14 protein-coding genes are annotated in these 14,064 nt (G+C 64.4%); 9 read left to right on the top strand and 5 right to left on the bottom strand.

Features of this window, described 5'->3' with window-relative positions; translation table 11 throughout:
- Nucleotides 1-104 precede the first annotated feature (104 nt).
- From IPQ13_02710 to IPQ13_02685, 6 genes are all read left to right on the top strand, one after another.
- Nucleotides 105-959, top strand: coding sequence for an SDR family oxidoreductase (locus IPQ13_02710; protein MBL0209815.1), 855 nt, complete (start codon nt 105-107; stop codon nt 957-959).
- A 55-nt stretch (nt 960-1,014) separates the two neighbouring features.
- Nucleotides 1,015-1,677, top strand: coding sequence for an NAD(P)H-dependent oxidoreductase (locus tag IPQ13_02705; GenBank protein MBL0209814.1), 663 nt, complete (start codon nt 1,015-1,017; stop codon nt 1,675-1,677).
- A 226-nt stretch (nt 1,678-1,903) separates the two neighbouring features.
- On the top strand, nt 1,904-2,575 hold the full coding sequence (locus IPQ13_02700) for an SDR family NAD(P)-dependent oxidoreductase (GenBank protein ID MBL0209813.1): 672 nt from the start codon (nt 1,904-1,906) through the stop codon (nt 2,573-2,575).
- Between the two features lie 12 nt (nt 2,576-2,587).
- The gene (locus IPQ13_02695; GenBank protein ID MBL0209812.1) at nt 2,588-3,448 is read left to right on the top strand and encodes an MBL fold metallo-hydrolase; all 861 of its coding nucleotides are present in this window, start codon (nt 2,588-2,590) and stop codon (nt 3,446-3,448) included.
- 69 nt (nt 3,449-3,517) lie between these two features.
- Nucleotides 3,518-5,179, top strand: coding sequence for a urocanate hydratase (gene hutU, locus IPQ13_02690; GenBank protein MBL0209811.1), 1,662 nt, complete (start codon nt 3,518-3,520; stop codon nt 5,177-5,179).
- A 216-nt stretch (nt 5,180-5,395) separates the two neighbouring features.
- Nucleotides 5,396-6,019: a hypothetical protein gene (locus IPQ13_02685; protein MBL0209810.1), complete on the top strand. Its 624-nt coding sequence runs from the start codon at nt 5,396-5,398 to the stop codon at nt 6,017-6,019.
- A 19-nt stretch (nt 6,020-6,038) separates the two neighbouring features.
- Here the strand turns inward: IPQ13_02685 and IPQ13_02680 are convergent, their stop codons facing one another.
- Nucleotides 6,039-6,722, bottom strand: a complete 684-nt coding sequence (locus tag IPQ13_02680) for a phosphoribosyltransferase (GenBank protein ID MBL0209809.1) — start codon at nt 6,720-6,722, stop codon at nt 6,039-6,041.
- A 175-nt stretch (nt 6,723-6,897) separates the two neighbouring features.
- On the opposite strand from IPQ13_02680, the gene IPQ13_02675 reads away from it, so the two are divergent.
- The 3 genes from IPQ13_02675 to IPQ13_02665 all read left to right on the top strand — a co-directional run bounded on the left by IPQ13_02675 (nt 6,898) and on the right by IPQ13_02665 (nt 9,173).
- Entirely contained in the window at nt 6,898-7,515 is a 618-nt protein-coding gene (locus tag IPQ13_02675; GenBank protein ID MBL0209808.1) for a hypothetical protein, read from the top strand.
- A gap of 445 nt (nt 7,516-7,960) precedes the next feature.
- A complete protein-coding gene (locus tag IPQ13_02670) occupies nt 7,961-8,356 on the top strand; it encodes a hypothetical protein (GenBank protein ID MBL0209807.1) in 396 nt (131 codons plus the stop codon).
- A 115-nt stretch (nt 8,357-8,471) separates the two neighbouring features.
- Nucleotides 8,472-9,173 (top strand): TetR/AcrR family transcriptional regulator, encoded by a 702-nt coding sequence (locus IPQ13_02665; GenBank protein MBL0209806.1) that lies wholly within the window; start codon nt 8,472-8,474, stop codon nt 9,171-9,173.
- On the opposite strand, the gene IPQ13_02660 is transcribed toward IPQ13_02665, so the two are convergent.
- The 4 genes from IPQ13_02660 to IPQ13_02645 all read right to left on the bottom strand — a co-directional run bounded on the left by IPQ13_02660 (nt 9,170) and on the right by IPQ13_02645 (nt 14,056).
- Complete coding sequence (locus IPQ13_02660; protein ID MBL0209805.1) at nt 9,170-10,204, bottom strand: quinone-dependent dihydroorotate dehydrogenase; 1,035 nt, start codon at nt 10,202-10,204, stop codon at nt 9,170-9,172. The two genes, IPQ13_02665 and IPQ13_02660, sit on opposite strands and share 4 nt — an antisense overlap.
- Nucleotides 10,205-10,210: 6 nt before the next feature.
- The gene (locus IPQ13_02655) at nt 10,211-10,645 is read right to left on the bottom strand and encodes a hypothetical protein (GenBank protein MBL0209804.1); all 435 of its coding nucleotides are present in this window, start codon (nt 10,643-10,645) and stop codon (nt 10,211-10,213) included.
- A gap of 4 nt (nt 10,646-10,649) precedes the next feature.
- Nucleotides 10,650-11,309 (bottom strand): CoA transferase subunit B, encoded by a 660-nt coding sequence (locus IPQ13_02650; protein MBL0209803.1) that lies wholly within the window; start codon nt 11,307-11,309, stop codon nt 10,650-10,652.
- A gap of 68 nt (nt 11,310-11,377) precedes the next feature.
- Nucleotides 11,378-14,056 carry a hypothetical protein gene (locus IPQ13_02645; GenBank protein MBL0209802.1) on the bottom strand — a complete coding sequence of 893 codons (2,679 nt, stop codon included), beginning with the start codon at nt 14,054-14,056 and terminating at the stop codon, nt 11,378-11,380.
- Nucleotides 14,057-14,064 lie beyond the last annotated feature (8 nt).

Genomic DNA, 14,064 nt, shown 5'->3' with positions numbered 1-14,064 from the left:
GGGTACCTACCTTCCAAAATAGTGCCTACTTTCCAAAAGGGAGTAAGCACCTTAATCATAGGCTACGGTCCAAACGGCCGCAACCATAGGAAAAGGAGAACCCCATGATCCTCATCACCGGAAGCACTGGAAAGGTCGGGCAGCAGCTTGTGGCTGCCCTGAAGGGGAAGGGCGCGGCCTTCAAGGCCCTGGCCCGCAGCGAAGCCTCCCTGGAGTCCCTCAAAGCCCAGGGCGTGGAAGCCGTGAAAGGCGATCTCGGGGACCAGGCCTCCCTTAAAACCGCGCTCCAGGGCGTGGACAAACTCTTCCTCCTCTCGTCGGCTTCGCACTTCGACCGCCTGGAAATCGCCGCCATCGAAACGGCGAAGGCCGCGGGCGTGAAGCACGTTGTCAAGCTGTCGGCCCAGGGGGTCAGCGCTGATTCCTCGAATCCCCTGTTCCGGGCCCACGCCCGGGCCGAACGCGCTTTGGAGGAGTCGGGGCTCGCGTACACCATCCTGCGTCCTACTTTTTTCCAGCAAAACTGGGTGGCCTTCTATTCCCATGCCATCAAGGCGGGGCAGCCGGTCTACGTCAACGCCGGGGACGGCCGCATGGCCTGGATCGACACCCGGGACATCGCCGCCGTGGCCGCCGCCGCCCTCACGGAACCGGGCCACGAAGGCCTGGTCTACGACCTCACGGGCCCCGAGGCCCTGGGCTACGCCGACGTGGCCGCCCGGCTGGGCAAGCTGCTGGGGCGCGAGGTGGCCTACGTGCCCGTCAACGATGCCGCCGCCTTCCAGGCCATGAAGGGTATGGGCATGGACGACTGGTACGCCTACGGCATGGTGACGCTGAACCAGGGCGTCCGCCGCGGCATCGCAGAACCCACCACCGGCACCGTGGAATTGGTGACCGGCGCGGCTCCCCGCACGCTCGACGCATTCCTCCAGGAGCACCTCGGCGCCTTCCAGTGACGAGGTGCACCCCAAGTTCCCCCGCCCTTTCATTCACTCGTTTCAAGGAGTCATGATGCTCTCCACATCCACTGCCATTTCCTCCGACGCCCTCATCCACCAGCTTGAATGGCGGTATGCCACCAAGCAGTTCGACGCCACGCGCAAGCTCGATCCAGACACCTGGAAGGCCCTGGAAGAGGCGCTGGTGCTCACGCCGTCTTCCTACGGCCTACAGCCCTACAAGTTCGTCGTGGTCACGGATCCCGCGCTCAAGGCGAAGCTGCGGCCCGCGTCCTGGGGGCAGTCCCAGATCGAGGATGCTTCCCACCTGGTGGTGTTCGCCATCAAGAAAGCCATGGGCGAGGCGCACATCGACCGCTACGTGGAGCGGATCGCTGAAGTGCGCGGTGTCAGCGCCGAGTCTCTGGAAGGCTTCCGGGGCTTCATGGTGGACAAGCTCGTGAGCGGACCGCAGGCCACCACCATCGATCAGTGGGCCGCCCGCCAGGCCTACATCGCCTTGGGCAATTTCATGACCTCCGCGGCCCTGCTCGGCGTAGATACCTGCCCGCTGGAGGGTTTGGACCCGGCCGCCTACGACGCGATCCTGGGCCTGGAAGCCGAAGGCTATGCGACCGTCTGCGCCTGCGCCGCCGGCTACCGCAGCGAGGGCGACAAGTACGCCAGCCTGCCCAAGGTCCGCTTCCCGGAATCCGAACTGCTGCAGTCCCGCTGAAGCGCCTTGCGGACGCCATGCGCTGGGCCTCCAACTTGGCTCGACGAGACCGAGGGGCCCACGCGCCACCGGAAGCGTTGCTCGGCTGCCTGCCGGGCAGTGCTCTCCGGCGGCGTGGATCGGCCCACCGGCCATGAACCGCGCGGTCTGGGCAGTCATTTACTGGAAAATCACGGCGCATCCTCCGCTGGATCGGCTAGGGTGGATTCATTGAATGGAGCCGCAAATGGACGAACAAACCAAACCCCTGATGGTCCTTGTGGGGATGGGGCCGGGCATGGGTCTTTCGCTGGCGCACCGCTTCGCGAAAGAGGGCTACCGCATCGCCTTCATGGCCCGGCGCCTGGAAGCTGTGAAATCCTTCACGGACCGGCTCCGGAAGGAAGGCATCCCGGCCTGGGGCTATGGTGTGGACGCCGCGGATCCCGCCACCCTGCAGGCCGCCTTCCGCTCCGTTTACGGCAGCCTGGGCGAGCCCGACGTGCTGATCTACAATGCCTCGGTGTTCCGCGAGGCGCTGCCCTCGCAACTGGACCTCGAGGATCTGGACCATGAGTTCCGCAGCATGGTGGGCGGCTTCCTGGTCTCCGCGAAGGAAGTGATTCCCTCCATGAAGGCCAAGGGGAAGGGCACCATCATCCTGACCGGCGGCGGTTCCGCCATCAGTCCATTCGCCAGCGGCGCGAGCCTGTGCATCGGCAAGGCCGGCCAGCGCAGCCTTTGTTTCTGCCTTGCGCAGGAGCTGGCCCCCATGGGAATCCACGTGGCCACGGTCACCATCTGCGGCATGATCGCGCCGGGCACCTCCTTCGATCCGGATCAGATCGCCGATGAGTTCTGGCGGCTGCACACGCAGAAGCCGGGGGCTTTCGAGACCGAGCGGATCTATCGGGGCTGAGGGAATGGGTTGATGGCTCAGCGATCCAAAGCCTATCCGGACAACGCCCCTGGCGCGTTTTTCGTGGATATGAGCTGCATCGACTGCGGCACCTGCTACACCATGGCGCCGGATGTATTCCTGGATGCAGGCGATCATTCCAGCGTCCATCGGCAACCGAGTGAAACACAGCGCCTGCGGGCATCCATGGCCTTGCTGGCCTGCCCCACGGGCAGCATCGGGAGCGAGGACAAGGCTTCCATGGCGGAGGCCCTGCGGGCCTTTCCCGATCCCATCGAGGATGAAGTCCATTTCTGCGGCTACACCGCCGAGAACAGTTTCGGCGCGTGGAGCTACTTCATCCGCCGTGGGTCCGGCAACGTGATGATGGATTCCCCTCGGGCCGCGCAACCGCTGATGAAGCGCATCGCGGAATTGGGCGGGGTGGAAACCATGGTGCTCAGCCACCAGGATGACGTGGCGGACCACGCGGCCTTGCATGATCGCTTTGGCTGCGAACGCATCATGCATGCGGGGGACCATTATCCGGGGCTGGAACGCTACATCGAGGGCGACGATCCCGTTGAACTGGCCCCGGACCTGCTTTTCATTCCCACCCCGGGCCACACGGCCGGGAGCGCATGCCTGCTGTACCGGAAGACCTTCCTCTTCACCGGCGATCATTTGTGGTGGAACCCCAAACGGGAGATGCTCTCGGCATCGAAGAATTTCAATTGGCATTCCTGGCCCCGGCAGCTCAAGTCATTGGAGAAGCTGCTGGATTTCGAATTCCGATGGGTCCTGCCGGGCCACGGCGCGCCGAAGCGAACGGATACACCTGAGGAAATGAGGAGGGAATTGGAGCGAGGATTGGAGTACCTGAAAAAGCTCTGATCCGCCGGATCACACTGTGATCGTACCTTGGCCGCCCCCGGTAGAATGGAGCGTTCCTTCGGAGCCGACATGTCCACCGCCACCGAAAACCCTGTCATCACCGCGCCCCGTGGGACGCATCTGCATTGCAAGGGGTGGGTGCAGGAGGCGGCGTTGCGGATGCTCATGAACAACCTCGATCCCGAGGTGGCCGAGCGCCCCGAAGACCTCGTGGTCTACGGCGGCCTGGGCAAGGCCGCGCGGAACTGGGACTGCTTCCACGCCATCGTGAAGGAGCTCAAGCATCTGGGCGATGACGAGACGCTGCTGGTGCAGAGCGGCAAGGCGGTGGGCGTGGTGAGGACCCACGCCGAGGCCCCTCGCGTGCTCATCGCCAATTCCAATCTCGTGCCGAAATGGGCGACCTGGGAGCATTTCCGCGAACTGGATCAGAAGGGCCTGATGATGTACGGCCAGATGACCGCTGGAAGCTGGATCTACATCGGGTCCCAGGGCATCGTGCAAGGTACCTACGAGACCTTTGCGGAAGCCGCGCGCCAGCATTTCAACGGCACGCTGGCGGGCACCTGGACGCTCACGGCGGGCCTGGGCGGCATGGGCGGCGCGCAACCTCTGGCGGTGACCATGAATGGCGGCGTCTGCCTGGCCATCGAGGTGGATCAAACCCGCATCGAAAAGCGCATCCAGACCCGCTACCTCGACGAATGGACCGACAACCTGGAGATGGCCCTGAACCTTGTCCAGACCTACGTGGACGCCAAGGAGGCGCGCAGCATCGGCCTGCTGGGGAATGCTGCGGAACTGCTGCCGCAGATCCTCAAGCGCGGCTTCGTGCCGGACCTGGTGACGGATCAGACCTCGGCCCATGACGAGTACAACGGCTACATCCCGGCGGAGCTTTCCCTTGAGCAGGCGGCTGAGCTTCGGAAGTCTGATCCCAAGACCTACGTCGATCGCGCGCTCCAGTCCATGCGGACCCACGTGGAAGCCATGCTCGCCTTCCAGAAAAACGGCAGCGTGGCCTTCGACTACGGCAACAACATCCGCGCCCAGGCCCAGCGGGCGGGGCTGACGAACGCCTTCGATTTTCCGGGCTTCGTGCCTGCCTTCATCCGCCCATTGTTCTGCAAAGGCATCGGCCCTTTCCGCTGGGTGGCGCTGAGCGGGGATCCCGAAGACATCGCCGTGACCGATGCCGCGATGATGGAACTGTTCCCGGAAAACGAAGGCATGATCCGGTGGCTGAAAGCCGCGCAGGAAAAGATCGCGTTCCAAGGCTTGCCGGCGCGCATCTGCTGGATCGGCGCCGGGGAGCGGCATCTTGCAGGATTGAAGTTCAACGAGCTGGTGCGGACCGGAAAAGTGAAGGCGCCCATCGTCATCGGCCGCGACCATCTCGACAGCGGCAGTGTCGCTTCCCCCAACCGCGAGACCGAGGCCATGAAGGACGGCAGCGACGCCGTGAGCGACTGGCCTTTCCTGAACGCCATGACCAGCGTGGCTGGCGGCGCCTCGTGGGTCAGCATCCACCACGGCGGCGGCGTGGGCATGGGCTACAGCCAGCATGCGGGCGTGGTCATCGTGGCCGATGGCACCGAACGCGCGGACCGCTGCCTGGCCCGGGTGCTGTGGAATGATCCAGCCATGGGCGTGTTCAGGCATGCGGATGCGGGCTATGAAGCAGCCGCCGACCACGCGACGCGGATCGGCCTGCATATTCCGATGGGCTGATCTCCCCCAGGGCGATTGTCATGGCCGCCATGATGAACAATTGAGACGCGGGGCCAAGGGTTCGGCGCAGACCGGCCTGGAAGCTGGCTTTGGTCGAAACTGAGTCTCGTTGGCTTGGTTGAAAGCCTTATTTTTCATGGAAAATTCTTTGTTTTCCATGACTGAGCCGTGACCCTTCGCGGGCCTTGATTCCATAAAATAAAACTCATGATGGTCATGGCAGAACCCCTGTGCGCAACGATGCCGACCCCCGTGCCGGCCCCCATGCTGGAGAGTTTCCGCGTTTCCCATGTGCGCGGTCCGGTGACCCAGCAGATCCGCCAGGCCGTGCTGTTGGCCGGGGGACAGCCCGCCTGGGAAGCCCTGCTGGAAAAAGTGTCCGAGGAATGCCGGTCCCTGTTCATGGGGCCCATCGGAAGCTATGAGTGGGTCGACGCGGATCTGGCGGCGGAGATGAACCTGGCCTTCCTGGAATTCAAGGGACCGGATTGGATCCTCTCCCGGGGCCGCAGCGCAGCGCGCGAACAACTGCTGATGGTGCACCGCTGGCTGATCAAGCTGGCGAGCCCGGAGTTCCTGCTCAACAACGCGCCGCGGATGCTGGGGCTCTACTACCGCGGCTGCAAGGGCACGGTCGAACATATCGGTTCCGGCGAAGCGGTCCTGAAGCTTTGGGCCCAGGGCTACTACCGTGAATGGTATTCCCACGGACTCGTGGGCTGGCTGCAGGGCGCCCTTGAACTGAGCGGCGCCAAGGACCTGCGCATCCACCACCAGCCCCCGGCAGGACGCGGAATGGATTCGGTGTGCCACCGCTATCGCGTGACCTGGAATCCCTGAAAGCTGGAAATGGGGAGCCTCACCCCCGGAGCCGGGCCGAGGCCAGCAGTGAAATGACCTCCTCATCCGAGGTCTGGTCGAAGTCCTCGTAGAATTGGCCCACCGCGCTGAACCAGGATGGCCGCAGCAGGCACACGATTTCGTCGGCTTCCCCGGAAAGCCTGGCCAGCGTGTCCGGCGGCGCCACGGGCACCGCGAGCACCAGGCGGTCGGGACCAGCGCGGCGCAGGGCCTGCAGGGCTGCCTGGGCCGTGATGCCCGTGGCGAGCCCGTCGTCCACCAGGATCACGGTGCGGCCCTCGAGTCCAGGTGCAGGGCGGTCGCCTCGATAGGCCGCGAGGCGGCGCCGGGCTTCGATCTCCTGATCCTCCACCTCGCCGCTCAAACGCTGCTCGGATAGCCCCAGCTCCTGAAGCAGCGGCAGGTTCCACACCACTTCCGGCCGGCCGAGCAGGACGAGGGCGCCGACCCCGAGTTCCCGGTGGAAGGGCGCGCCGATCTTGCGGACCACCAGGACATCCAGGGGGGCCCCGAGGGCCGCAGCGACTTCGGCGGCCACTGGCACACCGCCCCGGGGCAGGGCCAATACGAGCGGAGTTTTGTTTCCCAGGTGCATCAGGGCCTTGGCCAGAAGCCTCCCAGCCTGCTGACGGTCTCGAAATCGGTCGGAAGTCACCCTGGACCCGTGTTGGACGCTTGACATGGAGTGCACCCGCTCGGCAACACCCCAAACTACGTCAACTACGGCTTGGCAGCACGGGTTCTGCTTGGGTATTCCGATCGCGCGGCTAGGACAAAATTGCCTGCATGTTTAAACATTCAAGAGCATTTTTCCTTTGTTGCCCCATCTTGGGGCAACCCCGATCGAGGGGGGGCTCATGGATACCGCGACGCTGAACCCGAAACCGATTCCTGAATCCGGCCAGGAGAGCGCCAGGGTCACCGAGGTGCGGGGCCCGAACATCGTGCAGATCCGGAAGGTGGTGCTGCGGCACGGCGGCGAGGAGGCCTGGAAGGCGCTGCTGGCGCGGGTTTCCGGACCCTGCCGGGCGCAGTTCGAAAAGCCCCTGGGCCTCTATGACTGGGTCCAGGAACGCCACTTCACTGAATTGAGCCAGGCTTACATCCTCTGGTCGGGACGCCATGATGCCGGCAAGGCGGGCCAGGCCGCGGCCCAGGAAGAATTCACCACCTTGCACCGTTGGATGTTGAAAATGATGACCCCAGGGTTTCTCCTGGCCAGCATCCCCAGGTTTTTCGCCCACTACACCAAGGGCGGGTGCGTGGTGGTGGACGAATCGGGTCCCGGGCATGCGCAAATCAGCGTGTGGGCCGATGGGTTCTTTCCCGAATGGTATTCGCCAGGGCTCACCAGTTGGACCCAGAGGGCGTTGGAACTCACCGGGGCCCAGGGCGTGCAGGTCGAGTATCAGGAGCCGATGGATGCGGGGCCCGAGTCCTGCCGCCACATCTACCGCTTGAGCTGGCAGGCCTGAAAGACAGCTAGAATCTTAGAGCCTGTTTCAGAATGAGGCGTGGCCGCGCTGGGAGCGCCGGGCGAGCGGGGCAGATATCAGTTTGTCTTGCGTATCGGCGGAGCCGATACCAAGAAGGCAGCCGACCACGGCGTATCGACCATACGCCACGGGAGGGTAACGCAGCCCCGCGAAGCCCGCCGCCCCAGCCAGGGGCCCGTGTCCGCGGCTTTGCCGCGGGAGAAGGCCGCGGTGCGGCCTTCGATACATGGGAGGGACGGGGCCAGCATCCACGCCCAGCGGAACACGGTGCGTCCCGCCCGCCCTTGCGGGCTCTCAGGGCCTGGACATCGCGGCGTCACGGGCCTTGAGCGTATGATCTATACGCCGCTGCGGCCCCTTCCTTGCGCTGCATCGCGGCTGACCTCCGTCGCGGCCCCGTCTCATTCTGAAAGAGGCTCTAAGCATGTCGAGACCCTGTCCCTGCACCTCCAAACTCACCTACGACCGGTGCTGCCAACCCTTCATCGAAGGGAAGAAGGCCGTGGAAACCGCGGCCCAGCTCATGCGGAGCCGCTTCTCCGCCTACGCCCTGGCCAAGGTGGACTACTTGATGAAGACCACCTCGGAAGCCGAGCGGGCCAAACTCGACCGCAGCGAACTGGCCCAGTACTGCCGCACGATCAGGTGCGTTTCGCTGAAGATCGTATCGACCGAGCAGGGGGGGCCGGGGGATGAAACCGGCACCGTGAAGTTCCACGCCAGCCTTCAAGTCCAAGGCAAGCGCCAGCTTCACATTGAGTTGAGCCGGTTCACCCGGGAGGCGGGCGCCTGGGTCTACGTGGATGGCGATACGAACTAGCACCATTTGGGAAGTCTATGATTTTCAAGGTGATGGCATGGTCTAATTGACAAATAACCAATGGTTATTTATATTGATGACCGTTGGTCATTAATATATTGCATGGGATAGCGCCATGGGACAGCGGCGGGCAAGGCAGGTTCACGAGAAGGAAGAACGGCGGCATGAGATCCTGGCGGTCGCCTTGGAACTGTTCAAGACCGCCAGCTTCCAGGCCATCACCATGGCGGAAATCGCTCGAAAAAGTCGATTGAGCAAGGGAACTATCTTTATTTATTTTAATACAAAAGAAAAACTCTTCCTGACGCTTGCCGAAGAGGGGCTGTTGACGTTCTACGAGGCTCTGGACGAAGCGTTGGGGTATTCCAAAACTCCCCTGAGCCCCCAATCCTTATCGGCCTTGGTGGTGGAAGCGCTGGACTCCTGTCCCCACCTGCCGGGGCTGTTGAGCATTCTCCATACCGTCCTGGAGCACAACGTGGACCGCCTGGCCCTGCTGAGATTCAAGGAATTCCTGGCTGTCCGCGCCGCCCGCTCCGCACGGAATCTGGAGCATCGTCTGCCCTTTCTCGGACCGGGCCAGGGATTGGAACTGGTGTTCCAGATCCATGGGCTGATCCTGGGCGTGTGGCAGATGTGCGATCCGACGCCAATGGTCAAGGAACTATTGCAAACGCCTGGGTTGTATGTTTTCGATATGCAGTTCCGGCCTTTTTTTCAACGAACCTTGGCTGCGTTGGTACGGGGGCTTGATCAACCGAGGATCTTTGAACCCCAACGGGGCCTTTTTGAGGAACCACCTGACCTTCAAGCTTAGGCCTCCGCTAAACGCCTGGGCAATTCCCGGTGGATGCGCTCCACCAGGCCCGGTCCTTCAAAGATCAAGGCGGTATAGATCTGGGCCAGGATCGCGCCATCTTTCAGGGCCTCGGCCACATCATCGGCCGAGCCAATGCCGCCGCAGGCCACCAGGGGCAGTCGGCCCTTCAGGGCTCCCAGCAACCGCAGCCGCACTGCCCTGGCTTTGGCGGCCAGTCCCCGGCCGGACAGTCCACCCGGTCCCCAGGCCTCGACCTTGCTCCGGTTCGCCGGATCCACGATGCTCCGGTCCAGGGTGGTATTGGTGGCGATGAGGCCCGAAATCCCGGAGGAAACAGAGACTTCCACAATGCCGTCGAGATCCTCGAAGGCCAGGTCCGGGGCCAGCTTCAGCAGCAAGGGCTGGGCTTCCAGGCCCATCTCCTTCCGCAGTGCAAGCATGCCGCAAAGCAGGGGCTCCAGGGCCGCGGGCGCCTGGAGGTTCCGCAATCCCGGTGTGTTCGGACTGCTCACGTTGAGCGCGATGTAATCCACCTGGGGCGCGATCAGGCGGTAGGCGGCGGCGTAATCCGCGAGGGCATTTTCTTCGGGCGTGGCCTTATTCTTGCCCAGGTTGCCGCCGATGATGAGGCCCGACGGACGCCGCTTCAGCCGGGCCGCCACGGCCTCGGCGCCCTCGCTGTTGAACCCCATCCGATTCAGGATGATTCCTTCCTTGGGCAGGCGGAACAGGCGTGGACGCGGATTTCCAGGTTGGGGCAAGGGGGTGACGGTGCCGATTTCCACATGGCCGAACCCCAGGGACTTCCAGAACGGCAACAGCTCTGCCCCTTTGTCGAGACCCGCCGCCAGTCCCAGGGGCGAGGGAAAACCGAGGCCGAAGGCATCCACCGCCAGGGCCGGGGCCAGCCTGGGTTCGGGCAGCGGCAACCGCTGGGCCAGGCCTCCGGCCCAGAAGGCCAGATCATGCGCCCGCTCAGGGTCGAGGCAGAAGAGCAGCGGGCGGATGAGGCGGTAGAGGTTGGGCATCAGGCTTCACTGCTTTGGCGAGCCCGGCTCGCCCTTCGCGGCCACCGTCACCGTCGCCGTATCCGAAACCCCCGGGTGGTCCTCCCGCTCGGCCCTCACGTGATAGGTGCCGGCGGCGGCGGGAGCGGTATAGAGACCCGTCCGGGTGATTTCGCCTCCACCGGCCTCCACCACGCTCCAGCTCACGGGCTGGCGCGGGAACCGGGGGCCATCGGGCTCGTAGTTGATCTGGGCGCTGAAGCTCTGGGTTGCGCCTGGCGCCAGGGCCACGGTTTTGGGGCTGAGGGCGAGGGTCGGTTTGAAGGCTGGTTTGGCGGCCGTCGCATGGTCGCTTTGAAGGCGGCCAAGGGTCGCGCGGCCCTTGTGCGCGTGGGGAGCGAGCTCTCCACCGCCGCAGGCCATCAAGGGGAGCGCCAGGAATAGCACGACTGGGATTTTCATGGGTTCAAACCTCCATCTCGCGGACATCGATCATCACCAGGGGCGGTTCGGTCCTGGCCTGCACTTCTTCCTTCGTCACGCCGGGGGCGACTTCCACCAGGCGCAGGCCTTCGCGACCCGGCACCACGTCGATGACCGCCAGTTCGGTGATGATGCGGTGCACGCAGCGCGTGCCCGTGAGCGGGAGGCTGCATTTCCGCAGGATCTTGAACTCGCCGTTCTTGTTGGTGTGGTCCATCACCACTACCACGCGCTTGGCCGCGGCCACGAGATCCATGGCGCCGCCCATGCCCTTGATCATTTTTCCCGGGATCATCCAGTTGGCCAGGTTGCCTTCGATGTCCACCTGCATGGCCCCCAGGATGCTCAAGTCGATCTTGCCGCCGCGGATCATGGCGAAGCTGTCGGCGCTGGAGAAGAAACACGCGCCCGGGGCGGTTGTCACGGTCTGCTTGCCCGCGTTGATGAGGTCCGCATCCACTTCATCCGGAGTAGGGAAGGGACCCATGCCTAGCAACCCGTTTTCGCTTTGCAGGATGACCTCCATGCCTTCGGGGATGGCCCCCGCAACTAGGGTGGGGATACCGATGCCAAGGTTCACATAGAATCCGTCCTGCAGTTCAAGGGCTGCGCGGCGGACGAGCTGGTCGCGGGTAAGGGCCATGGATTCCTCGATATGGGTTCTTCCAGCATAAACGGACATCGGGGCCTTGTCCGCGCGGCCGGTGAGGATCAGTCTTCGTAGCTGGCCCGGTAGGCGCCGAAGAAGATCGCGTTGAGGAAGGCGCGGGTCGTGAAGGCGCTCATGCCGCGGAACACCGGATCGCCCGCGAACAGGATCACGGCCCCGGCTCCGCGGTGCTCCCGGAGGGCGTACGAAGTCAGCCGCAGCCTCGGTTCCAGGGCCTTGGGCAGCAGGCCGGAGACTTTCAAGGGTTCGCCTTCGACCGTGTTTTTCGCGTCCTTCGGGTCCTTCTTCGGATTGCCCGGATAGTAGATGGGATTCTCTCCGCCGGGACTCAATTCCAGGATGCTGTCGCTGGTGTTCAACACGGCCGCATCGGGGGTGTGCAGACCCCAGGCCAGGGGGTGGCCCAGGTCCACTTTCACGCGCAGCAGCGCCCCGGGGATGGTCTCCTGCAAATCCCGCTGCTCACGGCCGGCCCAGGGCTGGATTAGGTCCGCGGCATCGGGTTTCGGCGCCTCGCGCTTGGGGTCCTTTTCCTTCAGCCGGGCCTCCTCGGCCTTCTTCGAAAGGAACTGGAAACCGGCATCCGCCAGGCCCGCGCGACTCGCGTAGATGGCGCCGCCCTGCAGGCCCAGCAGCACGCCGCCATCGGAGGCCCAGGCCTTGAGCTTGGTAGCTCCTCCATCGCCCAGGACCCGCTGCCAGCCTTTGCCCGCGGAATTGTCGTCGACCAGGATGATGTGAGTGTAGCGGTGGAGCTTGGCGCCGTCGATGCGCTCGGCGCGCACCTGCGCGAACGCGATGCCGGTTTCCCGCAGGGTGTGCATCACCGCGCCCAGGGCCGTCGGGTCCGCAGGGCGGTCCACCAGGACGGCCACCTTGGGCACGGCCAGGATGTGGACGCGGTCCGAACCCAGGTCCGGCCCCGAATCCGAAAGGGCCGTATCGGCCGTCAGGACCGGGTGGCGGTTCTGCGAGGCGAGCTCCCGGACCCGGGCCAGCAGTTTGGCGCCATCATTCAAGCGCAAGGGAAACACCACCGCGCCTGGCTCGAAGCGCTGGTGCTGCATTCCAAACGGTTCGGTGGCTACGGTTCCTCTGAAGCCTTCATTGAGCAGGGCCGCGAGCGTGCGTTCCCGGCCCTCGAACCCGGCCGGCAGGATATACGCGGAACGGGCTTCGGGGACGCTGGCCTCGCTTGTTCCGCCTAGCGGCTCGACACCCACCTTGGGCCTGGTCTTGGCGTGCCATGCCGGCACGTTGAAGCTCAGGGGAAGGCTCCAGCCCGTGACATCGTAACTGGGCTTGGGTCCCATTTTCGCTTCCTTCTGGAGGAGCGCCTCGGCCAGGGCGCCCAGGGGCTGGTCCAGCGGAACCAGGTAGCTCCCGGGTTTCACCGTGGCCGGCAGGATTCCCACGCCGATGGGATCGAGATTGGCGGTGCCGAGCCCTTCGGTCAGGCGCTGCACCTCGATGCCATTGCGGCGCAACAGCTCCACCATGGCTCTGGAACGCCCTGGATCCGGTCCCTCGGCGATGAAGAAGGCACCCGCGCGCTCCCCCAGGCTCGACCGTTCCCGGCGGACCTTCTGAAAATCCATGAGCAGGGCCTCGTGGTTCTCGGAGGCAGTCCGCACCGTTGCCAGGCTCGCGGTGAAGTGGCGCTGGACCCGCTTTTCCAGAGTCAGGGTTTCTCCATCCCGGCGGCGATAGGCCAGGCCCACCTGGCCCGCCATCTCGAAGGTCATGCCGACGGCGCCGTGGAGACTGGGCCAGCTGTCGCCGTAGCTGGGATAGAAGAGATCGAAAATATCCTTGCTGAAGAAATTGAATTCGTTGGCATCGAAGGCCCTGGCCACGCCCTTTCCAAAGGTCTGCTGCCAGTATCCCGAGATCGGTGTCGGGATGGCGTCGTGGACCGGCTGCATGGTCGGCGGAAAGTAGTAGCTGCTTTCCGCGGACATCTCGTGGTGGTCCGCCAGCACCTGGGGGTTCCATCGCAGGTACGCCGCCGCTTTGGCGCGGCTCTCGCCCTGGGTCTGCCAGGCCCAATCGCGGTTGAGATCGAAAAGGCGGTGGTTGTAGCGCCCGCCGGGCCAGCGGCTGGTGTTCTGCGCATCCTGCGGATCCGAGGGGTTGGCCCCTTGCAGGACCTCCGAGACCGACTGGATGGCCCGTTCCCGGCCATCGGGATTCTGGGTCAGGTCGAGCAGCAGCACCACCCGGTCCAACTGCTTCAGGGTTTCGGCGTCCAGCGCGGCCGCATAATGGTAGGCCACCGCGAGCGAAGCCTCGCTGCCGCTGGGTTCGGCACCATGGATGCTGTAGCCGAGCCACACAAAAACCGGATTGGCCCGGACGATCTGTTCCGCTTCCAGTTCCGAGCAGGTCCGGGGGTCCGAGAGCTTCGCGTTTTCGGCCCTCAACTGCTCCAGTTTCGCGATGTTCCCGGGGCTGCTGATGATCAGGAAGGGCTGCGGGCGGCCTTCTTCGGTGAGGCCCAGCGTGGACAGCCTCACGCGGTCCGGTGCCGCGGCCGCGAGGGCGCTCGCGTAGGCCACCAGGTCCGCATGCCGGGTATAGGCCTTGCCCGCATTGGGGAGCGGGAGTCCAGCCCGGTAGCTTTTTGCGGGAAACCAGGCCGGGGCGGGTGACTGGCCTGGCGCCAGCACCTGCGCACTCAAGGGCAGGGCGATGAGCGCCGGAAGTGCGATTGCCTTCATGGGTTGTT

It is taken from the genome of Holophagaceae bacterium (assembly GCA_016720465.1).
Classification (GTDB): Bacteria; Acidobacteriota; Holophagae; order Holophagales; family Holophagaceae; genus JANXPB01.
The sequence above is the reverse complement of the archived record's forward strand: the minus strand, read 5'-3'. Positions and strand labels throughout refer to the sequence as shown.